The following is a 22,874-nucleotide window of genomic DNA, read 5'->3' as shown; positions in this document are numbered from 1 at the left end:
TCACGGCAGGAGCAGGATGGCGAACGGGACCGTGGTGTCCTCGATCTCGTCGCCCACGCGCTGGAACGTCTGGTCGCCGCGGCCCCACGGGTCGTCCAGGTCGTCGCCGGGCAGCGCGGCCTCACTGCCCCGCGCGGCGTGCGCGGCCTCGACGATGGCCACGCCGCGGGCGTGGACCGAGTCGGGTTTCTCCTCGGCGGGCGGCAGCGTGGCCGGGTCGACCGAGGCGAGCAGGCGGCCGAACTCGCCCAGCACGAAGGTGCGCTCGGCGGCGTCGGGGCGCAGCGCCACCACGTAGTCGTACTGGTCCGCGGTGGCGGTCAGGATCAGGTCGGCCTCGTCCAGGAAGTCGCCGCGCAGCTTGCGGGCCGCGAAGCCGTCCGGCGTACCGCTGCGGCCGCGCACCTGGCGCGCGGCCGGCGGGTTCATCTCCTCGCCCTCGTGCCAGCCCCCTGTCCCGGCGCTGACGCTGCGGACCAGCTCACCGGCCTGCGGGGCACGGTCACGCACCGCGCGGGCGAGCAGCCGCTCGGCCATCGGCGACCGGCAGATGTTGCCCATGCAGACATGCAGGACGGTGAAGGGCGCCACTCAGGCCTCCGCGGCGACGATGTCCGGCACCACGTCCCGAAGCTTTTCCAGCGGGATCGCGCCGTTGCGGACCACCTTGGGCGCGTCCCCGGTGAGATCCACGATCGTGCTCGGCGCCGGGTCGGCGGCGGCGCCGGCCTCCAGATAGACGCGTACGGAGTACTCCAGCTGCTCGCGGGCCTCCTCGGCGGTCACCGGGGCGGCCGAGCCGACCTTGTTGGCCGTGGTCACCGCCATCGGGCCGACCTCGCGCAGCACCTCCAGCGCGACCGGGTGCAGCGGCATGCGCACCGCCACCACGCCGTCCGTCTCGCCCAGGTCCCACTGCAGGCTCGGCGAGTGCTCGACCAGGAGGGTCAGGGCGCCCGGCCAGAACGCGTCGGCGAGCTCCCGGGCCGCCTTGGGCAGCGAGTAGACCAGGCCGTCCAGCGTGTGCCGGGAGCCGACCAGCACCGGCGGCGCGATCTGCTGGTCCATGCCGCGGGCGCTGTGCAGGGAGCGCACCGCGTGCGCGGTGAACGCGTCAGCCCCGACGCCGTAGACCGTGTCGGTGGGGAACACCACCAGCTCACCGCTCTTGGCGGCGTCGACGGCAGCGGCGATCCCTCGATCGCGATCGGCCATGGTCCGGCAGTCGTAGAGCATCACAAGATGCAGTCTGCCATCAGGCGGTCAGCTCCACGACGCCGCGCTGCCGCGAGTAGTGGAAGTGGGACGGCTGCCGCTCCGCCGTCAGCAGCAGCGGACCGGCCTTCGCTTGCCAGGCGGCCGCCTCCCCGGCGTCGAGCGTGCGCTCCAGGACGACCTCCGGGACCACGGCCTCGTGCCGCCGGCCGAGGTCCCAGCTGCGGCCGAACGGCGGCGGGTCGATCACCAGCAGCCGCCGGTCGTCGACGGCCGGGATGTCGCCGGGCCGGCCCTCGATGGGCACGTAGTTGCCGTACCGGTCGGAGAGCTGGAACGCCGCCTCGATCCGGTCGGATCCGTCCGGATCCCCGGTGCCGGCCGCCGCGACCCACGCCGGGTCCGGGGCGAAGCCGGGCAGCGCGTCGGCGAGCAGCACGTACAGCTGGAAGTTCTCCATCACCCCGCTGACCCGCACCTCGAAGGCCACCGGCTCGGTGCGGTGCACCACGATCAGCGTCTCGTCGTCCAGCACGGCGAGCTCGGCGGCCAGGATCGCCACGTCGCGGCGCAGCACCGACATCGCCTGGGTACAGGCGGCGGCCCAGTCTCGGCGAGGCATGGCGAGCCGCGCCGCCTTGAACTCGAACAGCCCCTCGGCGGCGAGCGCCCAGTCGCCGAGCGTGAACCAGCCGTTGGTCACCTCGACCGCGTCCGCACGAGCGAGCCCGGGCCGGCGCGGGAAGCGCCGACCCTTCGTCAGCTTCTCGACGGCCGCCTGATAGATCGCCTGGTCGCCGTCCGGGTGGGGCAGGGCCACCTTGGGGCCGAACATCTCGAACCAGCTCCCCGCGAACGCGTCCGCGCCGGTGAGCGCCTCGATCAGGCCGTGGCCCAGCGCCCGGGTCGCCACCTCGGGCGACGCACCCCGCCGCACCAGGACCGAGACGACCAGCGCCAGCTGTCCGGCCGGGGCCGCGGGCACCACCTCGAACAGGCCGGCGATACGGTCCAGCACCTCGGCGGCGCGGGCGGCGTCCACGGTCATCGCCGCCTCCAGCAGGGGCGGCACGGTCAGCTGGAAGGCCTCGTGGTCCTTGACGGCGGCCCAGCAGTCGTCCATCAATCGATCTTCGAGCACCGGCGGATCTTAGTCATCGAAGGACGGCTGTGGCGTACCGCGGCCGTCCGGTCAGGTCGGCGTGCTCGGTCACCTCGGCGAATCTTCCGTCGGCGCGCAGCAGATCCGGCACGGCCGCACCCTGGGTGTCGTCGTGCTCGATGCCGATCGCGCCGCCCGTACGCAGAAGACGGGTTGCCAGAGCGATCACCGGCCGGATCACGACCAACCCGTCGCCGCCCCCGAAGACCGCCTCCACCGGATCGTGCACGGCCACCTCGGCGGGCACCCGGGTGCCGTCCGGCACGTAGGGCGGGTTGCACAGCAGCACGTCCACCGACCCGTCCAGCTCGCGCAGCAGGTCCGGGTCGGTCACGTCCGCCTCGACCACCTCGACCGCCTCCCCCGCGTTGCGCCGCAACCAGACCAGCGCCTCGGGCGACCGCTCGACCGCGATCACCCGGCCGGGCCGCGCCTCGTCGGCCACCGCGCACGCGATCGCGCCGCTGCCGCTGCACAGATCGACCACGGTGGCGCCCGGCGCGGTGCGCTCGATCCCCCAGCCGGCCAGCAGCTCGGTCTCCGGGCGCGGGATGAAGACGCCCGGGCCCACCGCCAGGTCCAGGTGGCGGAAGGCGGCGGTGCCGATCAGATGCTGCAGCGGAACCCGGCCGGCGCGGCGGGCGATCAGCTCGGCCAGCCGCTCCGCCTCGGCCGCCCGGACCGTGTCGACGAGCGCCAACCGGCCGCGTCCGATCCCGAGCACGTGGGCGGCCAGCAACTCGGCGTCCGTGCGTGGGCTGTCCACCCCCGCATCGACCAGGGCGGATACTGCCCGTCTGAGAATTGGCGCGAGCGGTGTCCGGTCCATGCCGGGCGAGGGGTGTTCGTCTCGCGGTGTCACGGCATAATCATGGAACGTCGCGTATGACGCTGAGCGGCCGGGGAGGCGCCTGGTGAGTTGGTTGGACCAGCTCGCGGATCATGTCGAGGAGTTACGGGAGGCCGGACGTCTGCAACAGGGCGGCAAGTCCGCCCGGGCCTTGCCGATCCTCGACCGCGTGCTGGACTCGACGACCGACCCGACCACTCGGGCGTACGCGTTGGTCCAGCGATTCGGTGCGTACATCAATCTGGGCCGGGTGGCCGAGTTCGCCACCGCGATGACGGCCGCGTCCCAGGCCGTGCGCGAGGTCCCCGACCCGTACCTGCGCGGCCAGATGCACGCCTTCGCCGCGCTCGCCGCCCACCTGCAGAGCGCGCTCGACCGTGGGGTGACGCACCTGGTGCAGGCCTCGCGGGCGCTGGCAGCGGTCACCGACGGCGGCCTCGAGACCGCCTGGGGCTGGCACGACCTGGCCATGGCGTACTCGTACCTGGGCTTCCACGGCCATGCCCTGACCGCGATCGAGCAGGCCCGCGAGGCCGGCGCGACCGCGGGGCTGGCGCCCGAGGTGTTCGCCGCGCCGGGCATCCGGCTGCGCAACGCGGTCTCCCTCGACCACCACGGCGACTCCGACGGCTGCCTGCGGGTGCTGCGTGACATCGACGCCGAGCTGACCCGCTACGTCGCGACCGGCGCGGACGTCCGGCTGCGGCCGCACAGCCGGGCGGTCTACGGCTATGCCCTGGCCCGCCGCGCCGCGCTGGGCGAGCGCACCGACACCGAGGCGACCAGCTGGTTGTCCCGCGGCGGCGACAGCGCCCGCACCCGCGACCTGCGCCACCTGGGTGGGGTCTGCCTGGCCATCGCGGACGGCAAACCGGCCGAGGCGCTGGCCCAGCTCGACGCGGTGCCGGTCGCGGCCGACGTGCTCGGCGCCGCGGAACCGGCCCGGCTGCGCAGCATCTGCTACACCGCCGCCGGTGACCACGCGGCCGCCCACGCCGCCGACCGGCACGCGTTCCGGCTCGCCGCGCAGCGCATCGACCGCCTCCGCGACGGCTACCTGGACGGCGTCGCGGCCCGGCTGGACGCCCAGCAGATCGAGCAGCGCGACGTCGGCCGGTACGGCGACGAGACGCTCACCGACCCGCTCACCGGCCTGCCCAACCGCCGCCAGCTGGAGCGCTACATCACCGGCATGCTGGCCCGCGGCGAGCGTGCCGCGGTCGGCGTCTGCGACCTGGTCGGTTTCACCGAGGTCAACGCCCGGCACGGCAGACACTGTGGTGACCTCGTCCTGCAACGGATCGCCGGGGTGTTGAATCGGGTCATGCGGCGCGGTGATTTCGTGGCCCGGTTCGCCGGTGACGAGTTCGTGGTGGTCCTGCCCGGCGCCGGAACGGCGCAGGCGGCCGAGGTGTCCCGGCGGATCAGTGCGGCCACCGCGGCGGAGAACTGGCAGACGATCGTGCCCGGCACCCCGATCGGCATGGCGGCGGGCTGGTCCGAGGTGGGCGTGAAGGGCCGCACCCTGGCGGCGGCGCTGGCGGCGGCATCGGCGAACCGGATCCCGGCCGTCCCCGCATGACGGTCATCGAGCTGGGCGAGATCTCCTCCGGCACGCGGCCTCCGGCGGTCCGCCCGGTCGCTCCGCGCGACCTGCGCCGGATTCTGGTCGCGGTGGTCGCGCTGCTCACGCTTCTCGGGGTGACCGGCTCGGCAAGACCAGAGCCACAATCGATGCGTACGCTGTGGCGCACGCCCACCTCGCAGGAGCCGTTCACGCTGCGCGGCGACACGCTCTACATCCAGCGGTCCGGGCGGGCACCGGCGCTGGAGGCACGCGCGATCGCGGACGGGCGGGTGCTCTGGCAGGCGCCCCTGGACCAGCCGGTCGGCTACGTGAACGTCGAGGTGCCCGGCCTGGTGCTGGTGCCGGCCACCGAGCAGCTCGCCGACGGCAGCGAGCAGGTACAGAGCATCGTCGCTCTGGACGCGGCGACCGGGCGGGAGCGGTGGCGGCACCGGGGCGAGCTCTACGCGCAGACCCCGGACGCCATGCTGCTGGCCGAGTGGTCGCCGCGGGGTGGTGCGGTGCTGCGGCTGCACCTGGCCCGGGTCGCCGACGGCACCGACATCTGGTCGTACACCCCGACCGGTCCCGGCGCGGCGAGCACGATCAGCCCGGCCGGTGGCACACCGGGCGCCCCCACCGACCTGATCGTGATCGACCGCTCCGGGCGGGTCGAGCTGCGGAGCCTCGCGGACGGCAAGGTCAAGCGCACCGGCAAGGTGCCGTGGCTCTCCCCCGAGGCCAACACCGATTCCTACGGGTACGCGCCGGTGATCGGTGACGTCTTCTTCGCGGTGGCCGTGGAGAACGGCACGATGCGGGTCACCGCCCACGATCTGGCCACCCTGCGGCCGTTGTGGGAACAGTTCACCGACAACGGCGACCTGGGCGGCCTGTTCGAGTGCGGCCAGATGCTCTGCCGCGGGTCGGAGCAGACCGGCATCGAGGCACTCGACCCGCGGACCGGCGTGGCGCGGTGGCGCAGCCAGGGCTGGAGCTACGGCACCATGCTCGACGCCACCCGGATGTACGTCGAGTCGCACAGCGGCGCGGGCAACGGCATCGTCGACGTCCGGACCGGCGAGGTGATCGCCAAGTTCCCGACGACCATGGTGGTGATGGACCCGTCCGCCGACCGGCTGATCCTGATGGCGATCACCCGGGAGGCGCGTCCCCGGATGGCCGTCTACAACCTGGAACCGGACAATTCACTGCGACTGGCCGGCGCCCTGCCGCAGGCCGGCGGCGACCAGGGCTGCCAGCTGTCCGGGCGCCGACTGGTGTGCCTCTTCCACCGCGATCTGAAAGCGGGCGAACCGCCGGCCCGGCCGGAGCGGTCGGACATCCCGTTCGACCCGCAGGATCAGGAGATCGTGGTCACTGACGTCGGCTGATGTCGGCGTCACCGGCGAGCCGCGCCTGCCGGTCCGCCTCGGCCAGCGCGTCGAGCACGCCGTCGAGGTCGCCGTTGAGGGCCAGATCGAGGTTGTACGCGGAGTAGCCGATCCGGTGGTCGGTGATCCGGTTCTGCGGGAAGTTGTACGTGCGGATGCGCTCGGAACGGTCGACCGTACGCACCTGCGCCTTGCGCGCGTCGGAGGCCGCCGCGTCCGCCTGCTCCTGTGCCGCGGCCAGCATCCGGGCCCGCAGGATGCGCATCGCCGACTCGCGGTTCTGCAGCTGGCTCTTCTCGTTCTGGCAGCTCACCACGATGCCGGTGGGCAGGTGGGTGATCCGGACCGCGGAGTCGGTGGTGTTCACCGACTGGCCACCCGGACCGGACGAACGGAACACATCCACCCGGATGTCGCCCGGCTCGATGTGCACGTCGACGTCCTCGGCCTCCGGCAGCACCAGCACGCCGGCCGCACTGGTGTGGATCCGGCCCTGCGACTCGGTGACCGGCACACGCTGCACCCGGTGCACGCCGCCTTCCCACTTGAGCCGCGACCAGACCCCGTTGCCGCCCTGGGGCACGCCCTTGGTCTTCACCGCCACCGAGATGTCCTTGACCCCGCCCAGGTCCGACTCCTGCGAGTCGATCACCTCGACGGTCCAGCCGTGCCGCTCGGCGTACCGGGTGTACATGCGCAGCAGGTCGCCGGCGAACAGCGCGGACTCCTGGCCGCCCTCACCCGCCTTGATCTCGACGATCACGTCCTTGGCGTCGTGCGGGTCGCGCGGCGCCAGCATCTCGCCGAGTTTCTCCTCCAGCGGCTGCAGCATCGCGGCGACCGCCTCGACCTCACCGGCGAAACTGGGGTCCTCGGCGGCCAGTTCCTTGGCCGCGACCAGGTCGGCGCGCGCCGCCTCCAGCTCGTTGTGGGCGGCGTTCAGCGGCGCCAGCTCGGCGAAACGGCGACCGACCCGGCGTACCAGTGCCTGGTCGGAGTGGATGGAGGGGTCCTCCATCTGCTTCTCGAGGTTCCGGTACTCCTCGAGGAGGCTGGTCAGCCGGTCGTTACTCACAGTCGTCTCCTCGAGAAAATCCTGGCGGACCACGCAAACGGCGCCCGACCCCGGATCAACCGGGGCGGGCGCCGCTGGGGTAGCTACTTCTTCTTCGCTGCGGTGACCTTCGCGTACTTCGCCTGGAACTTGGCGACCCGGCCCGCGGTGTCCAGCACGCGCTGCTTGCCCGTGTAGAACGGGTGGCAGGCGGAGCAGGTCTCGACGCGGATCTCGCCGCCCTTGGCGGTGCTGCGGGTCGTGAAGGTGCTGCCGCAGGAACAGATGACCTCGGTCGCCTGGTACTGCGGGTGAATGTCGGGCTTCATGAGTCGCTCGGTCCTCTCGAATGGCGGTCGCCGGGTCGCCGTTGCTTTTCAATGGGCGTGAACCGGAACCAGTGGCCGATGCACCAGTCTGCCATGTCGGGCGGCGGACTGGGCTTCCGGGGGTTGGAACGTGAGTCACCCTCGCCGCATTCCCGCCCGGGGAGGCAAGATGTGGCAGTGAGCAGGTTGTTGATCACCCGAGGCCTGCCCGGCTCCGGCAAGACCACCTTCGCCCGGCGGCTCCAGCCGTGGGTGGTCCGGGTCAACCGGGACGACCTCCGCCGGATGCTGCACGGCCGGCGGCTCTACACCCCGTGGGCCGAGGGTCTGGTCAGCACGGTCCAGCGGAGTTCGGTGGAGAAGCTGCTCGAGGCGAGGGCGGACGTGATGGTCGACGACACCAACCTGGCGCCCGCCCGCGTCCGCGAGTGGTCCGCCCTGGCCTTCCGGGCGGGCGTCAGGTTCGAGATCCACGACTTCACCGGGGTGCCGGTCGACGAGTGCGTCCGCCGGGACGCCGCCCGGCCGGACGACGAGCGGGTCGGTGAGGCCGGCATCCGCGACCTGCACCGGAAGTACCTGACATGACCTCGTCTCCGGTCTTTCATCACCTGCCGGATTCGGCCGGCGGCCCGGTCCAGCAGGACCTGTCCTGGTTGGACGTCGAGCTCGTGGTGACCGAGAAGCTGGACGGCGGCGAGCTGACCTTCACCCGGGACGCCGTGCACGGCCCTGACGGCGCGCCGACCGAACCCTGGGACCGCCCGGCGACGGCGTTGTGGACGATGATCGCGCACCACATCCCCGACGGCTGGCGGGTCTGCGGCGAGTCGATGTGGGCGCGCCGCGGCATCACGTACACGGATCTGCCCGGCGTCTTCATGGTCTTCGGCGTCTGGGACGAGACCGACACGCTGCTCGGCTGGGACGACACGGTGGACTGGGCGGACCGCCTGGAGCTGCCCGTGGTCCCGGTCCTCTACCGCGGGGTGGGCCTTTCCACGGCCCGCGCCGCCTGGTCCCGCCAGCGCTCTGCGGAGACCTCCGAGGGCTACGTCGTGCGCACCGCCGGCCGGATCGCCGCGGCCGACCTGCCCCACAAGCTCCTCTGCTGGGTACGCCCGAAGTTCGCCACCGTCGCCCCGGGCGAAGCAGTCAACGAGTTCGCCTAGTTCTCACCGTGCGGGCAGTGCCGGGAACCGTCGCGGGCCAGGGTCGCCGCCTCGGCGTCCAGGTAGAAGGCCGGCCGCAGGTCCAGCTCCTCGTAGTAGCGGTGGAAGACCGGGGTCAGGCTGCCGGACATCGGCGGGACGATCCACGTCCAGTCGGCCGGCACCGGACGTCCCGCCCGTTCCTCGGTGCGCAGGTGAGCCATGAACCGCTGGGACTCCGTGTGATGATCGGTGATCTTCACGCCGGCCTGCTCGAAGGACCAGAGCACCGCCCGGTTGAGCTCGACCAGAGCCCGGTCCCGCCAGAGCGTGGTCTCGCTGCTGGTGTCCAGGCCGAGCCGGGCGGCCACCACGGGCAGCATGTTGAAGCGGTCGGCGTCGGCGAAGTTGCGCGCGCCGATCTCGGTGCCCAGGTACCAGCCGTTGAACGGCGCCAACGGGTAGTGCACGCCGCCGATGGTCAGCCGCATGTTGGAGATCGCGGGGACGGCGTGCCAGCGCAGGCCCAGTTCGGCGAACCAGGCGTACTCGGGGTGGGCGATCGGCACCTCGCGGATCGCGCGCTCGGGCAGTTCGTACAGCCGGACCCCCTCGGCCGGCGTCTCGATCGCGAGCGGCAGCACGTCGAACGCGTCGCCCTTGCCACGCCAGCCGAACCCCTGCATCGCGGCGGTGAACCGGGTCTGCCGCGGGTCACCGACCGGGCAGCCCTTCGCACCCTGGTACCCGGCGTACCGGATGAGCTGCTCGTTCCACACCCGGGCGAACGGCCGGCCGGGCTGGGCGGCGGCGAAGATGCTGATCACCGGGCGGATCGCGTCCCGGCCGGCGGTGGTCAGGTGATGCACCAGCAGGGAGAAGATGTCGTCCGCGGTGCGTGCCCGGCGCCGGTCCAGCACCACCAGACTGCGCCAGTAGAGACGGCCGATGCACCGGCTCGCGTTGCGCCACGCGAGTTTCGCGCCGTACGACAGCTCCTCGGTCGTGTGCGTGTAGGTGCCCGTGGCGGCGATCTGCGCCCGCACGATGGCCAGGCGCGGCTCGACCGGGCCGAGCCGGAGGTTCTCCAGGTAGCACCGCCGCAGGAAGTCCTCGGCCTCTCCCGCGTCGGCGGGGGCGACCGGATCCCAGGCCTCGGTCGGATGGTCCCGGTATCCCGGCACTTTCATCGCGCGCCTCCCACCCTCGTGTCGAAGCTTCGAGGGAGGTTCGCACGACCCTGGTCGGGGCAGCTCACACAGCCTGTGCGACAAAAAGGACGCGCCCCCACCACGATGGGTGGGAGCGCGTCCGTCGATGGCGCGTGCGGTTACTCGCCCGGTGTCGACTTCGCGATCTGCATCAGGAACTCGATGTTCGTCCGGCTCTGCTTGAGCCGGTCGAGCAGCAGGTCCAGGGCCGCCGACGACTCCAGGGAGCTGAGCACCTTGCGGAGCTTGTGCACGATGGCCAGCTCCTCCTTGCCCAGCAGGATCTCCTCCTTGCGGGTGCCGGAGGCGGAGACGTCCACCGCCGGGAAGGTCCGCTTGTCGGCGATCTTGCGGTCCAGCTTGAGCTCGGCGTTACCGGTGCCCTTGAACTCCTCGAAGATGACCGTGTCCATCATCGAGCCGGTCTCCACCAGCGCGGTGGCGAGAATGGTCAGCGAGCCGCCGTTCTCGATGTTGCGCGCCGCGCCGAGGAACCGCTTCGGCGGGTAGAGCGCGGTCGAGTCGATACCACCGGACATGATCCGGCCCGAGGCCGGCGCCGCCAGGTTGTACGACCGGCCGAGCCGGGTCACCGAGTCGAGCAGCACGACCACGTCGTGGCCCAGCTCGACCAGCCGCTTGGCCCGCTCGATGGCGAGCTCGGCGACGCTGGTGTGGTCCTGCGGCGGACGGTCGAACGTGGCCGCGATGACCTCGCCCTTCACCGACCGCTGCATGTCGGTGACCTCTTCCGGACGCTCGTCGACCAGCACGACCATCAGGTGGCACTCGGGGTTGTTGTGCGTGATCGCGTTGGCGATCGCCTGCAGCACCATGGTCTTACCGGCCTTGGGCGGCGACACGATCAGCGCGCGCTGCCCCTTGCCGATCGGCATGACCAGGTCGATCACGCGGGTGGTGAGGATGTGCGGCTCGCTCTCGAGACGCAGACGCTCCTGCGGGTAGAGCGGAGTCAGCTTGTAGAACTCCGGCCGCCGCCGGGCCTCGTCCGGCTCCATCCCGTTGATCGTGTCCAGCCGGACCAGCGGGTTGTACTTGTCGCGACGCGAGTTGCCGCTGTCGGCGTTGGTGTCGCGAGGAGCGGACCGGACCGCGCCGGTGACCGCGTCGCCCGCCCGCAGGCCGTGCTTCTTGACCTGGGACATCGACACGTAGACGTCGTTCGGGCCGGACAGGTAGCCGGTGGTCCGGACGAACGCGTAGTTGTCGAGCACGTCCAGGATGCCGGCCACCGGGACGAGAACCTCGTCCTCGGCGACGTGCGGCTCGCGGCCGCCGCCGTCCCGGCCGCCACTCTCGCGGCCGCCACCGTCACGCTCGTTGCCGTCCCGGTCACGGCCCCGCCGCCGGTCCCGGAACCGGCTGCGCCGGCTCCGGCGGCCACCGTCGCCGCCGTCGCTGTCATCGTCGTCGTGCGCGTCGTTGCGCCCCTCGGGGCGCCCGCCCCGATCGTTGCGGTCGTTGCGCTCGCCGCCACGGTCGTTGCGGTCGCGGTCACCACGCTCGACGCCACCGTCGTTGCGCTCGCCGCCCCGCTCGGGACGGTCACCGCGGTCGGGCCGGTCGCTCCGGTCGGTGCGCTCGGTGCGGTCCGTGCGCTCGCCGCGGTCGGGCCGGTCGCCGCGGTTGCGGTTGCGGCCGCCCCGCTCGTTGCGCTCGCGACCGTCGGTGCGCTCACGCTGCTCCGTCTCGGTGCCCGGCGCGGACTGAGCCGGCGCGGACCCGGACTGAGCCGGTGCGGACCCGGACTCGGCCGGAGCCGACTGGGCCGCGGCGGACTGCGCCGGAGCGGACTGGGCCGGCTCGGACGTGACCGGAGGCGCCGTGCTGGTCTGCAGGGCCGTCGGCGCGTCGGCGACGACCGCCGGCGGCTGCGTGACCACCGGGGCCGTCGCGACGGCGACCGGCGCGACGTCGGCCACCACCGGGGCCTCGGCTGCCCGGGCGCCGTTGGAACGGCTCCGCGAAGCGCGTACCGGCTCGGCGGACGCCGCGGGGGCGCCCCCGCCCTGACGCTCGGAGATCGCGGTGATCAGCTCGCCCTTGCGCATCCGGGCGGTGCCGGAGATGCCGAGGGACGCGGCGAGACTCTGCAGCTCGGGGAGCAGCATCGCGGACAGGCCGGTGCCGCCTCGGCGACGCTTCGTGGCGCTCGGGGTGCCGGCGCCGTCGTCAGCGACGTCAGAAACACCCGACGTCACGTCGGTGGTGTCGCTCAATGGATTCCTTCCGTCGAAAAAAGCCAAGTCACCCGGGTCTGCAGCCTTGGTGGCCGGGTGCCTCGGATCCCGCTTCCGCAGGCGGCGCGGGAAAAATCGTGCGTCACGGGCTCGACGGTCTCCCGACCCCGTCTGACCTCGCCTGGTGAAGCTCGGCGACGGGATAGGTCTCGGCGAGTTAACCGCTGTCGATCTGGCAGAGCTGCTGCTCGGCGTGTGCCTTGATGAGAGAGATGAGACAGGCAAGAACTGCCATGCTCTCGGGGGTGCGCGCCGAACCGCGGTAGATCGAAATTGCCTCGCGGCTGTGTGCCAGGCCCTGAGCGTAATCAACTCGTGCGACCTGCGGCAACAGTGTCCCGCTCGGCGTGTCTAACCATACTCCCTCAAGCAAGGGCTCCGGCGACATCCACGCCCAACGGCACGGCGCGCCATTCTCTTCCCGCCCGGAAATCGCCCGGGACCTCGGTGAATGCCAGCACGGAGGGTCCTGCTCCGCTCACCGTCGCGGGCACGCCGATCGAGCGCAGGCCGGCCACCAGCGAGGCCGTCCCGGGCATCGCCTCGGCGCGATACCCCTGGTGCAGGCGGTCCTCGGTGGCCGCGAGCAGCAGTGTGGGGTCGGTGGTGAGTGCGTGCACCAGGAGGGCGGAGCGACCGGCGTTGAACGCGGCGTCGGCGTGCGGCACGCCGGCCGGGAGGGCACGCCGGGCGGCCGCCGTATACCCGCGTTCGGCCGGGACGAACACGGTCGGGCGTACGCCGGGATGGGTGTCGATCTTGACAGCACGCGCCCCGGCACCCTCGGTCCAGGCGATCGTGAAGCCGCCCAGCAGGCACGGCGCGACATTGTCCGGATGACCCTCGAGCCGGGCGGCGACCCGCAGCGCGGCGTCGTCACCGAGCAGCGCCGCACCACCGCTGACCAGGGCACGGGCGAGCAGAACGCCACCGACGATCGCGGCCGACGAGGAGCCCAGGCCGCGCGCCTGCGGGATCCGGTTGACGCAGCTCACGGCGAGGCCCGGCGGGCGTTCCCCCAGCTCGTCGAAGGTGGCCAACATGGACCGGACGACCAGGTGCTCCTCGTCGGCGGGCAGGTCGCCCGCGCCCTCGCCGGAGACCTCCACCCGGAAGCCGCCGCCGGTGATCGAGGCGGTCAGCTCGTCGTGCAGGGAGAGCGCCAGGCCGAGCGCGTCGAAGCCGGGGCCGAGGTTGGCGCTGGTCGCCGGCGTGCGGACATGCGCCGGACCGGCGGCGAAGGTCAGGGCCATTCGATCATTGTCGCACCCACCCGATAACGTGCCTGGTCATGGCGTACGCGTTCTCCGGTTTCCTGGTACAGCTGCCCTTGCTCATCGTGATGATCGCCGGCTTCGTCCTGGTCAGCTCGCGCAAGGTGGCGCTGGGCGGTCGCAGCACGCTGTTCGCCCTGATCGGGCTGTCCCTGCTCACCCTCGAGCTGGTGATGTCCGGGATCTGGAACATCATGTTTCCGCGGCTGGTCGCCACGCTGGACCTGCAGGTGTCGAGTTTCGGCATGGTCAGCCTCGCGGTCGGCCTGGTGCTGACACTGCTCACCGCGATCGGCATCGGCCTGCTGATCGCCGCGCTGGTCAGCCGGCCGGCGGCCGACCCGGCGTTTCCGGGGCCGCCACCGGGCCGGTGAGGCTCAGCCGCCGGGTCGCGATCCGCCAGCCCACGGCATAGATCAATGTGATCAAACCGCAACCTGCCAGGATGGCACGCTCGCTGACGTGATCCACGACGGCGGCCGCGCCGAGCTGGCTGACCGCGATGGCGAGCGTCGCCAGCATCATGTCGGTGGCGAAGACCCGGCCGCGCAGCCTGTCCGGCACCTCGCCCATCAGGGCGTAATTGGAGAGCACCCAGTTGGTGCCGCCGGCGAAGTGCGCGACGAAGACCAGCACCAGGACCAGCCAGAACCAATTCGCTAGGGCGACGCCCAGATAGCCGACGCCGTAGAGGCCCATGGACAGCGCCAGGCCGGGCAGCAGCCAGCTGCGGCGGCGCAGCACCGGGCCCATCACCAGCGGTCCGATCAGGGCGCCGGCGCCGCGCATGGCGAAGAGCAGCCCGGCGCCCAGCGCCCCGACGCCGAAGATGCCGGCCAGTAGCGGGAAGACGGTCAGCACCCCGTTGCCCAGGCCGACCGCCGACTTGACGGTGACCAGCGCCCGGATCCGCGGCCGGGCGGCGATGTAGCGGAACGACTCGGCGAGCGCCTGCCAGGTGCGCGGGTGGTCCCCGGACGAGCGTGGCGCCTGGAGCGGGCGGCGGATCAGGGCGGTGGCGAACGCGCCGAGCAGCAGGCAGACCACGGTCACGCCGAAGCTGACGTACGGGCCGAAGGCGCTGCTCACCACGCCGCCGAGCGAGGCGCCGACGATCGTCATCGTGCCCCAGGACGAGCCGGAGATCGCGTTGGCGGCGGCCAGGTCCTCGTCATCGACCACATTGGGCAGTGCGGCGGAGGCGGCCGGCGAGTAGAACGCCTTGGCCACCGCGATCGCACCGACCGCGACCAGGGCCAGCGGGGCGGTGGCCGCGGAGCGCACCAGGAAGAGCAGCGCGACCGCGGCGATCGCGGCCAGGTTCGAGACCATCATGATCTTGCGGCGGTCGTACCGGTCGGCGATGGTGCCCGTGTACGGCAGCAGCAGCGCGATGATCCCGGTGTCGGCGGCCAGCACGAGGGCGCCCCACACGCCGCTGCCGGTGAGCTCGGGCAGCAGCACGAGCAGCGGCACCATCACGAACCAGTCGGACCCGAACACCACCAGCTCGGCCGCGAACAGCCGGCGGAAGTCCCGGTTCCGCCGGACCACCCCGAAAGAGCTCACCTCAAGACCCTTTCACGGGTACGAGCACAGCACGGTCCCGTGACCCGGGACGGCCGCCGTCGTGGTCCCGCTCCGCGTCCCCCGCCGGGTTGTCCCACGTCCCGGCCGATCCCGCCCGCCGCGACGACAGCGCCCGGCGGTCAGAGTATTGACAGCGTCGGCGCGGCAAAGTGCAATATATTGCATGCCCGTTCCCGAGCGAGCCGCGCTGGCGCCCCGATCCCTGCTGCGCGACGACGCCTACCGCGCTCTCCGCGACGCCATCGTCTCCGGAGAGCTCGCGCCCGGCGAGCGCCTCAACGACGTCGAGCTGTCCCGCTGGCTGGGGATGAGCCGGACCCCGGTCCGCGAGGCGCTGACCCGGCTCGAGGAGGGCGGCCTCGTCCAGACCAAGCCGGGCCGCTACACCGTGGTCAGCCCGCTCGACGTCCGCGCCGCGCGGGCCGCCCAGTCGGTGACCTCGGCCATGCACGAGCTGGCGGTGCGCGAGGCCGCGCCGAACCTGTCCGCCGACGAGCTCGACGCGATGCGCGCGGCCAACGAGCGGTTCGCGGACGCGCTGCGCACCGGCGACGTGGACGCGGCGATCGCGGCGGACGACGCCTTCCACGAGGTCCCGGTGGCCGCGTGCGCCAATCCGGCGCTGGTCTCGGTGCTGGAGCAGTTCACGCCGGTGCTCCGCCGGGTGGAGAGGCTGCGGTTCTCCTCGCTGAGCGGGCGCGGGTCGGTGGCCCAGCACGACCGCATCATCGCCCTGTGCGAGACCGGCGACGTGGAGGGCGCGGTCGCCGCCACCCGGGTGAACTGGGCAACCCTCAACCCTCTGCTCGACGCCGCCCCCGCCTGACCACCGGGCACTCCGCCACGCCCACTTCGACCCGCCTTCGGGATCCACAGCTCATCCACAAGCAGTAGGGCGGCGCTGCTCCGACATCTGACATTCGAGGCTTGGGCTCGGCGGCTATCGTTGCCCGATGCTCACTGATCTGCGCGGCGGCGTGACGGACGCCGATCTGGTCAGGTCGGCTCGGGCGGGGGACGCCGCGAGCCTGGGCACGCTTCTCGACCGGCACCGCGCGCGGATGTACGCGGTCGCTCTCAGCATCCTCGGCGCCGGGCCCGACGCCGAGGATGCCGTGCAGGACGCCGCGCTGATCGCGGTCGGGCGACTCGGCGATCTGCGCGACCCGGACGCCGCCGGGGCGTGGCTGCGCGGGATCGTCCGCAACGCCTGCCGCGCGCTGCGCCGCCGCGACCGGTGCGTGCCCGCCGAGCTGCCCGACTCGGCGACCCGGGAGCCGGGCCCGGAGGAACTGCTCGACCGTCTGGCGCTGCGGGACTGGGTGTGGCGTGCGCTGGACGAGTTGTCGCCGCCGCTGCGCCTGGTGACGATGCTGCGCTACTTCACCCGCGTCGACGACTACGAGAGCATCGCGCAGGCGTGCGGGGTGCCGGTGGGTACCGTGCGCAGCCGGCTCAGCCAGGCCCGGACCAAGCTCACCGGTGCCCTGCGGGCCACGTCCGACGCCGCCGGGTACGACGACCTGGCAGCGGTCACCGGCGCGCGGTGGCGGCAGGCCATCGATGTCTTCGACGCCCTGGCCGCCGGCGACTACGCGCCCATGGTCGACGTCTTCCATCCCGACGTGCAGAGCTTCTGGCCGAGCGGCACGCACCGGCGGGACGCCGACTCCGTGGTCCGCGTGATCAGCCAGGACCAGGCCGACGGCATCGGTCACCGGCTGAGCAATGTGGTCGCCGGCCGGGACGTGATCATCTGGGAGAACGAGCTGTTCAACCCGCCGTGGGATCCGTGGCACTGCCCGCCGGGCGTGGCCTGGGTGCAGAGCCTGCGCGGAGGGCGGACGGACCGGCTGCGCATCGTGCACCGGCCGCGATCGCCCGAGCAGATGCGACCCGCGTCACACTGACGCCGGCGCTTCGAACTTCCGGGCGCTCTCCCGGCACCAGCTGACATGACTGACACCACGACCACCCTTTCCGCGGCCTCGGCGGAAGCGATCGAGGCCGGGTTCATGAGCGCCTACGTAACAGGCGCGCCGGCGGCGAACGGCGCGGCCGTCACCCGGATCGGCGGCGGCGTCGTGCTGGCCATGCGCCACGACACCGCCGGATACTGGAACAAGGCCCTGGGCTTCACCGAGCCGCTGACCGCGAGGCTGGTCGACGAGATCATCGACTTCTACCGGGCGCACGGCGTCACCCGGGCGACGTTGCAGGTTCGGCCGGACGTCACGCCGGACGACTGGGAGCGGATCTGCCGGGTGCGCGGCATCGCGGACAGTGGCGGCCGCATCGTCAAGCTCTCCTGCCGGATCGAGGAGACCACGCCCGGCAACCCCACTGACCTGGACATCGCCCCGGTCACCGCGGCCGACGCGGAGGAGTGGGCCGGTGTCGTCCTGGACGCGTTCGGCTTCCCGCACGAGGGCCAGCTCGAGATGTTCGCCGCGTCGGCCGGCGATCCCTGCTGCCAGCCGTACGCGGCCTGGGCGACCGACCCGGCCACCGGCGAACGCCGCATCGTGGCCGGCGCCAACATGTACCTGGCCGGCGACGTCGCTGCGCTGAACGCCGGCGCGACCCACGCCGGCTTCCGCGGCCGGGGCGCCCAGGCGGCCCTGATCGACGCCCGGATCGAGGCCGCCCGTCTGGCGGGCTGCCGCTGGGTGGTGGCCGAGACGAGCTGGTCCGACGAGCAGCCGCGGCACGCATCCCTGAACAACATGAGGCGGGCCGGCCTGAGGCCCAACTACATCCGCCCGAACTGGCGCTGGACCGCCCCCGCCGCATGAAAGAAGGCCCCGGCGCGCATCGGGGGTGATGCACGCCGGGGCCTTCAACTCCAGTTACTCGGTGGCGGGACGGCGCGGCATCTTCAGGACCTCGAACTGGTCCGTGTAGCCGCGCAGGGCACCGCCGGACGGGTCGGCCTGCGTACGGAGGGAGTTCTCCTTCTCCGGCTCGGCCTCGTGGGCGCCGCCGCTGGAGTCGGGGATCTCGGCGTTCGTGGGGACCGGCACGTCCGGCTCGTCGGCCGCGTGTTTCGGGCCGGCCTTCGCCAGGCGCTTGCGCTCCCGCCTGGCCCGCGACCGTTCCTTGCGGTTCTCCACCATGGTGTAGAGCGTCGGCACCAGCACCAGGGTCAGCAGCGTGCTGGTGACCAGGCCGCCGATGACCACGATGGCCAGCGGCTTGCTGATGAAGCCGCCCTCGCCGGTGAGGCCGAGCGCCATCGGGATGAGCGCGAAGATGGTCGCGATCGCGGTCATCAGGATCGGGCGCAACCGGTGCCGGCCGCCCTCGATGACCGCCTCCTGCACGCCCATGCCCTGCTGGCGGTAGTGGTTGATCAGGTCCATCAGAACGATGGCGTTGGTCACCACGATGCCGACCAGCATCAGCACACCGATCAGGGCGGGAACACCCAGCGGCGTCCCGGTCGCCAGCAGCAGCCCGATCGCGCCGGTGGCGGCGAACGGGATGGAGACCAGCAGGATGACCGGCTGCAGGATGCTCCGGAACGTGGCCACCATGATCACGAAGACGATCGCGATCGCGGCGAGCACGGCCAGCCCGAGGTCGGCGAACGCGTCCGCCTGCTCCTGGCTGGCGCCGCCGATCTCGTACGAGGCGCCGGCCGGCAGGTCCAGCCCGTCCAGGCTCGCGGTCAGGGTCTGGGTCACCGCGCGGAGGTCCTTGCCGGTGAACGTGCCGCTGACCGTGACGCTGCGCTCACCGTCGATCCGGGTGACCTCTTCCGGCCCGCCCACCTCGGCGACCGTCGCCACATTGGACAGCGCCAGCGGACCGCGAGGCGTGGTGAGCACCAGCGCCCGCAGGGCATCGGCGCTGGCCGGCGGTGCTGCGAAGGCGAGCACCACGTCCTGGCTGGCGCCGTCCACGGTGATCTGACCGGCGGGCACGGGGCGGAACGAGCCCGCCACCGACTGGCCGACCTGCGCCTCGGTGAGCCCGGCCGCGGCCGCCTTGGCCCGGTCGACGGTCACCTGGAGCCGGGGCACACTGTCCGCCAGCGACGTCTTCACGTCGGTGACGTCGGCCGTGCCGGCCATCGCCGCGCGGACCTGCTCGGTGGCCTTGGCCAGCACGTCGTTGTCGGCCGCCTGCACCCGGACGGACAGTTCACTGCCACTCAGGCCGGTGCTGCTGTCGCCGCCGACGGTGACCTCACCGGCGTCGGTGAGCTTGCCGAGCTCGTCCTTCAGCTCGTCGCCGACCTTGACGGCGTCGGCGTCCTCCTCGAGCGCGACGTTGAACTGCGCGCCGCTGGCGCCGGCGGAGCCGACGAACGGGTTGAACTCGCCCTGCCCGACGGTGACCTGGTAGGTCTTCACGTCGTCGCGGCCGGCGAGGACGTCCTCGACCTTCTTGGCCGCCGCGTTGGTGGCGGCGAGGCTGGTGCCGACCGGCATCTGCTGGCTGATGTTCACCGAGTCCTGTCCGGACTGGTCGATGAAGTTGGTCTCCAGCCGGGTGGACAGCGCGAACGTCCCGGCCAGGACCAGGATGCCGATCAGCACGGTGGTCCAGCGGCGGGTGGTGGCGAACCGGATCACCGGCAGGTAGCCGCGCTGGAGCGGGCTGCGCAGTTCCTTCTCCTCGGCGGCCCGGCGGACCTCCTCGGACTCCGCCCCGCCGGCGGCCGGGCGCAGGAACCAGTACGCCAGGACCGGCACCACGGTCAGGGACACGAACAGCGACGCGATCAGGGCCACCGTGACGGTGACCGCGAACGGCGCGAAGATCTGCCCGACGAAGCCGCCGACCAGGGCGATCGGTGCGAACACCGCGACCGTGGTCAGGGTGGAGGCGGTCACCGCGCCGGCCACCTCGCGCACGCCGGTGGTGATGGCGTGCACCTTCTGTTCGCCGTACCCCAGATGTCGTTTGATGTTCTCCAGCACGACGATCGAGTCGTCCACGACGCGGCCGACGGCGATGGTCAGCGCCCCGAGGGTGAGCAGGTTGAGCGAGTAGTCGGCGATCCACAGGCTGATCAGCGCGATCAGCACGGACAGCGGAATGGACACCGCGGTGACCAGGGTGGAGCGGATGGAGAGCAGGAAGACCAGGATGACGATGACCGCCATGGCCAGGCCGAGCAGTCCCTCGGTGGTCAGGCTCTCGATGGAGCGCTCGACGAACGGCGCCTGGTCGACGATGACGGTCAGCTTGGCGCCGGACGCGCTCTCGAGCTCGGCGAGCTTCTCGTTGACCTCGTGCGAGATCGCCACCGGGTTGCCGTCGGGCGAGGCGGTGACCGCGATGCCGAGGCTGTCCACGCCGTCGGTGCGGGTGAACGAGGTGGCGGTGGCCTCCTTGCTCTCCACGGTTGCCACGTCGGTGAGCTTGACCGGGCCGGAGCGGCCGGTCAGGTAGAGGCCCTTGAGCTGGTCGAGGGTGGTGAGCGGGGTGCCGACCTGAACGCTGAGCGACTTGTCGCCCTCGGTGAGCGCGCCCGCGGGGATCGAGATGCCGTTGCTGCGCAGGAGGTCGGTCAGCGCCGTCGGCTGGACGCCGCGCTTACCCATCTCGGCCAGCTTCGGCGTGATCACGACCTGCTCGCTGCGGGTGCCGGTGACGGCGACGTCGCGGACGCCCTCGATGGCGCTGAGCTCGGGAACGACGCTGTCGTTCAGCTTGGCGGCGAGGGCTTTCTGATCACCGCCACCGCCGGCGACACCGCTGGAGGCGGCGAGCACGATCGCCGGGATGTCGTCGGTGCCGCCGGCGAAGACCGTGGGCTCGACGCCCTCGGGGAGCTGCGGCTGGATCCGGTTGATCGACGTGGTCAGCTGGTTGACCGCGTTGTCGATGTCGGTGCCGAACTCGAAGGTCACCGAGATCGTGGCGAAGCCCTCACGGGTGTTCGACTGGATCGTGTCGAGGCCGTCGGCGCCCTTGACCGCGTCCTCGATCGGCTTGGTTACCTGCGCCTCGATGATCTCTGGGCTGGCGCCCGCCACCTGCGCCCCGATGAACGCGCCGGGGAACTCCAGGGACGGCAGCAGCTGCTGCTTGAGTGAGGGGATCGCGTACACACCGAAGCCGGTGATCACGATCGCGATGAGTGCCACTAGCCCGCGATTTGCGAGACTGAGCCTGGTTAGAACAGACATGTGCGCTCCCCCGAGAATGGTTCGGTCAGCACTGATAGTTTGCCCCACGCGAACAAATGATTTTTCGCGGGGGTGCGCTGGTAGCGTTCGTCACCAGATGGACGCAATACGGCCATCAGCCGGATACACAGGAGGCTGCGGTGGCCGAGAACGAACAGCTCATCGCCGACATTATGGTCGCGCAGCAGCGGCTCCAGCGGCTGTTTGCCTATGACCGCTCGGATCCGCTCTTCAACTCGCATCTGACCCTGACCCAGATCAAGATCCTGATGCTCCTGGCCCGTCACGGCACCGTCTCCGGTGGCGAGCTGGCCCGCATGCTCGGCGTCGGCCTGGCCGCGCTGAGCGGGATGATCGACCGCCTGGTCGCCCAGGACCTGGTCGCGCGCACCGAGGACCTGCGCGATCGGCGCGTACGCCGGATCGGCTTGACCAGGGTGGGCAGCGAACTCATCGGAGGCATCTTCGATGCCGGCATGGAGAAGCAGCGAAAGCTACTCAGCCGGCTCTCAGCAGATGAGCTGCGGCTGATCGCCCAGGCCACCGAGCTTCTGGTGCGGGCCGCGGCCGACGAGTACGTGTCAGAAGACGGTCCTGAGATACGGGATCCGCGCTGCCAGCAGTGACACCACGAAGGACGCCGACACGACCACGGCCCAGGCGGCGACCATGACGTGCAACGAGTCCGCCGACGCCACCGCGGGGACCAGCCGGCGGACCACCTCGAAGATCAGCAAGTGGACGAGGAAGACACCGAAGGACGCGTCGGACAACCGCCTGAGCAGCGCGGCGAGGCGGGGACCGGGCGCCAGGCGGGCACCCAGACCGGTCGCGACCAACACGACACAGACCGCCGCCAGCGCGGTGGCCGCCCCCAGATAGCCGGGCGGCAGGACCTGCTGGAGGACCGGGTAGGCCGGCTTGTGGCCGTACTGCCAGACGACCTCGGCGAGCAGGGCCGCCGCGACCACCCCGGCCACGACCACGCCCCAGGCCGGCAGCACCACCCGGTGCAGGGCACGGCCGGCGATGAAGTAGCCGACGTACGGCAGCCACATGGTGAGCGCGCCCAGCGCGATCGGGCGCGGCGTGCCGTTCAGTGCGGCCAGACCGGAGGCGGCGAAGACCACCAGGGTGAAAACGAGCGTCACCGCGGCCGTCGCGGCGGTACGCCGCCGCCCGCCACTGTGGAGGAACGCCGCGATCACCGGGGCGACCGCGTACAGGCCGGCGATCAGCCAGAGGAAGTACAGGGCGGTGTAGACCTTCGCGTCCAGGAGCCAGGCGACCACCGCGCCCCGGGTCAGCTCCTCGCCCTTCAGCCACACGCGAACCCCGGCCAGGTAGACCAGGTGCCAGACGACCAGCGCCGGGACGATGCGAGCGAACCGCTTGCGCCAGAAGACGACCGGACCGGCGGCGTGCGCCCGCGGCGACAGCAGCAGCGCACCGCTGATCATCACGAACACGGGGACCGTCCAGACCAGTCCGAGATCGATCGCGACCGCCGCCCACCAGCGCCGGGATCCCGTCAGATCGTTGTTACCGAGCATCATGCCGACCACGTGGATGGCCACCACACCGCAGATCGCCGCGACCCGCAGCGCGTCCAGCTCCCAGCGCCGGGCCGGCGGCGCACTCCTCCGAGCCGGGAGATCGAGAACCGCTGTCAC

At 71.8% G+C, this 22,874-nt stretch carries 21 protein-coding genes; 9 read left to right on the top strand and 12 right to left on the bottom strand.

The genetic code is table 11. The annotated features are described in order from the left end of the window. Genes QSK31_RS34495 through prmC form a run of 4 tightly spaced genes read right to left on the bottom strand, consistent with a single transcriptional unit; the run spans nt 1 to nt 3,239 of the window. Entirely contained in the window at nt 1-591 is a 591-nt protein-coding gene (locus QSK31_RS34495) for an arsenate reductase/protein-tyrosine-phosphatase family protein (RefSeq protein WP_285688812.1), read from the bottom strand. Beyond that, nucleotides 592-1,236 carry an L-threonylcarbamoyladenylate synthase gene (locus QSK31_RS34490; protein ID WP_285688936.1) on the bottom strand — a complete coding sequence of 215 codons (645 nt, stop codon included), beginning with the start codon at nt 1,234-1,236 and terminating at the stop codon, nt 592-594. It lies immediately after the preceding gene. A 19-nt stretch (nt 1,237-1,255) separates the two neighbouring features. Further along, on the bottom strand, nt 1,256-2,356 hold the full coding sequence (locus tag QSK31_RS34485; protein ID WP_285688811.1) for a hypothetical protein: 1,101 nt from the start codon (nt 2,354-2,356) through the stop codon (nt 1,256-1,258). A 13-nt stretch (nt 2,357-2,369) separates the two neighbouring features. Beyond that, entirely contained in the window at nt 2,370-3,239 is an 870-nt protein-coding gene (gene prmC, locus QSK31_RS34480) for a peptide chain release factor N(5)-glutamine methyltransferase (protein WP_502873051.1), read from the bottom strand. Between the two features lie 52 nt (nt 3,240-3,291). Between prmC and QSK31_RS34475 the strand changes: the two genes are divergently transcribed. Both QSK31_RS34475 and QSK31_RS34470 read left to right on the top strand, forming a co-directional pair. Next, a complete protein-coding gene (locus tag QSK31_RS34475) occupies nt 3,292-4,809 on the top strand; it encodes a GGDEF domain-containing protein (RefSeq protein WP_285688809.1) in 1,518 nt (505 codons plus the stop codon). Then, nucleotides 4,806-6,188 (top strand): outer membrane protein assembly factor BamB family protein, encoded by a 1,383-nt coding sequence (locus QSK31_RS34470; protein WP_285688807.1) that lies wholly within the window; start codon nt 4,806-4,808, stop codon nt 6,186-6,188. Before QSK31_RS34475 ends, QSK31_RS34470 begins: the two co-directional genes overlap by 4 nt. On the opposite strand, the gene prfA is transcribed toward QSK31_RS34470, so the two are convergent. After that, nucleotides 6,172-7,263, bottom strand: a complete 1,092-nt coding sequence (prfA, locus tag QSK31_RS34465; RefSeq protein WP_285688805.1) for a peptide chain release factor 1 — start codon at nt 7,261-7,263, stop codon at nt 6,172-6,174. The genes QSK31_RS34470 and prfA overlap by 17 nt on opposite strands. A gap of 83 nt (nt 7,264-7,346) precedes the next feature. Beyond that, the gene (rpmE, locus tag QSK31_RS34460) at nt 7,347-7,571 is read right to left on the bottom strand and encodes a 50S ribosomal protein L31 (RefSeq protein ID WP_285688804.1); all 225 of its coding nucleotides are present in this window, start codon (nt 7,569-7,571) and stop codon (nt 7,347-7,349) included. Between the two features lie 177 nt (nt 7,572-7,748). Here rpmE and QSK31_RS34455 point away from each other — a divergent pair, with 177 nt between their 5' ends. Together QSK31_RS34455 and QSK31_RS34450 are read left to right on the top strand one after the other, a co-directional pair. Further along, nucleotides 7,749-8,159: an AAA family ATPase gene (locus tag QSK31_RS34455; protein WP_285688803.1), complete on the top strand. Its 411-nt coding sequence runs from the start codon at nt 7,749-7,751 to the stop codon at nt 8,157-8,159. Beyond that, entirely contained in the window at nt 8,156-8,743 is a 588-nt protein-coding gene (locus tag QSK31_RS34450; protein ID WP_285688801.1) for an RNA ligase family protein, read from the top strand. Before QSK31_RS34455 ends, QSK31_RS34450 begins: the two co-directional genes overlap by 4 nt. Here the strand turns inward: QSK31_RS34450 and QSK31_RS34445 are convergent. The 3 genes from QSK31_RS34445 to thrB all read right to left on the bottom strand — a co-directional run bounded on the left by QSK31_RS34445 (nt 8,740) and on the right by thrB (nt 13,447). Then, nucleotides 8,740-9,912, bottom strand: a complete 1,173-nt coding sequence (locus tag QSK31_RS34445) for a nitric oxide synthase oxygenase (protein ID WP_285688799.1) — start codon at nt 9,910-9,912, stop codon at nt 8,740-8,742. The two genes, QSK31_RS34450 and QSK31_RS34445, sit on opposite strands and share 4 nt — an antisense overlap. Before the next feature lie 140 nt (nt 9,913-10,052). Beyond that, nucleotides 10,053-12,173: a transcription termination factor Rho gene (gene rho, locus QSK31_RS34440; protein ID WP_285688798.1), complete on the bottom strand. Its 2,121-nt coding sequence runs from the start codon at nt 12,171-12,173 to the stop codon at nt 10,053-10,055. A 386-nt stretch (nt 12,174-12,559) separates the two neighbouring features. After that, nucleotides 12,560-13,447, bottom strand: a complete 888-nt coding sequence (thrB, locus tag QSK31_RS34435; protein ID WP_285688797.1) for a homoserine kinase — start codon at nt 13,445-13,447, stop codon at nt 12,560-12,562. 38 nt (nt 13,448-13,485) lie between these two features. Here thrB and QSK31_RS34430 point away from each other — a divergent pair, with 38 nt between their 5' ends. Then, nucleotides 13,486-13,842, top strand: coding sequence for a hypothetical protein (locus tag QSK31_RS34430; protein WP_285688796.1), 357 nt, complete (start codon nt 13,486-13,488; stop codon nt 13,840-13,842). Here the strand turns inward: QSK31_RS34430 and QSK31_RS34425 are convergent. Continuing rightward, nucleotides 13,790-15,037, bottom strand: coding sequence for an MFS transporter (locus QSK31_RS34425; protein WP_285688795.1), 1,248 nt, complete (start codon nt 15,035-15,037; stop codon nt 13,790-13,792). The genes QSK31_RS34430 and QSK31_RS34425 overlap by 53 nt on opposite strands. A 184-nt stretch (nt 15,038-15,221) precedes the next feature. On the opposite strand from QSK31_RS34425, the gene QSK31_RS34420 reads away from it, so the two are divergent. The 3 genes from QSK31_RS34420 (at nt 15,222) to QSK31_RS34410 (ending at nt 17,853) form a co-directional block, all read left to right on the top strand. Continuing rightward, nucleotides 15,222-15,884 (top strand): GntR family transcriptional regulator, encoded by a 663-nt coding sequence (locus QSK31_RS34420; RefSeq protein WP_285688794.1) that lies wholly within the window; start codon nt 15,222-15,224, stop codon nt 15,882-15,884. Between the two features lie 127 nt (nt 15,885-16,011). Then, nucleotides 16,012-16,968, top strand: a complete 957-nt coding sequence (locus tag QSK31_RS34415) for an RNA polymerase sigma factor (RefSeq protein WP_285688793.1) — start codon at nt 16,012-16,014, stop codon at nt 16,966-16,968. Nucleotides 16,969-17,013: 45 nt separating this feature from the next. Then, nucleotides 17,014-17,853 (top strand): GNAT family N-acetyltransferase, encoded by an 840-nt coding sequence (locus tag QSK31_RS34410; protein WP_285688792.1) that lies wholly within the window; start codon nt 17,014-17,016, stop codon nt 17,851-17,853. A 54-nt stretch (nt 17,854-17,907) separates the two neighbouring features. On the opposite strand, the gene QSK31_RS34405 is transcribed toward QSK31_RS34410, so the two are convergent. Further along, entirely contained in the window at nt 17,908-21,201 is a 3,294-nt protein-coding gene (locus QSK31_RS34405) for an efflux RND transporter permease subunit (RefSeq protein ID WP_285688791.1), read from the bottom strand. A 140-nt stretch (nt 21,202-21,341) separates the two neighbouring features. Here QSK31_RS34405 and QSK31_RS34400 point away from each other — a divergent pair, with 140 nt between their 5' ends. Beyond that, nucleotides 21,342-21,827 (top strand): MarR family winged helix-turn-helix transcriptional regulator, encoded by a 486-nt coding sequence (locus tag QSK31_RS34400; RefSeq protein ID WP_285688790.1) that lies wholly within the window; start codon nt 21,342-21,344, stop codon nt 21,825-21,827. Here the strand turns inward: QSK31_RS34400 and QSK31_RS34395 are convergent. After that, nucleotides 21,783-22,874: an acyltransferase gene (locus QSK31_RS34395; protein ID WP_285688789.1), complete on the bottom strand. Its 1,092-nt coding sequence runs from the start codon at nt 22,872-22,874 to the stop codon at nt 21,783-21,785. The genes QSK31_RS34400 and QSK31_RS34395 overlap by 45 nt on opposite strands.

It is taken from the genome of Actinoplanes sp. NBRC 103695 (assembly GCF_030269485.1).
Taxonomy (GTDB): Bacteria; Actinomycetota; Actinomycetes; order Mycobacteriales; family Micromonosporaceae; genus Actinoplanes.
The sequence above is the reverse complement of the archived record's forward strand: the minus strand, read 5'-3'. Positions and strand labels throughout refer to the sequence as shown.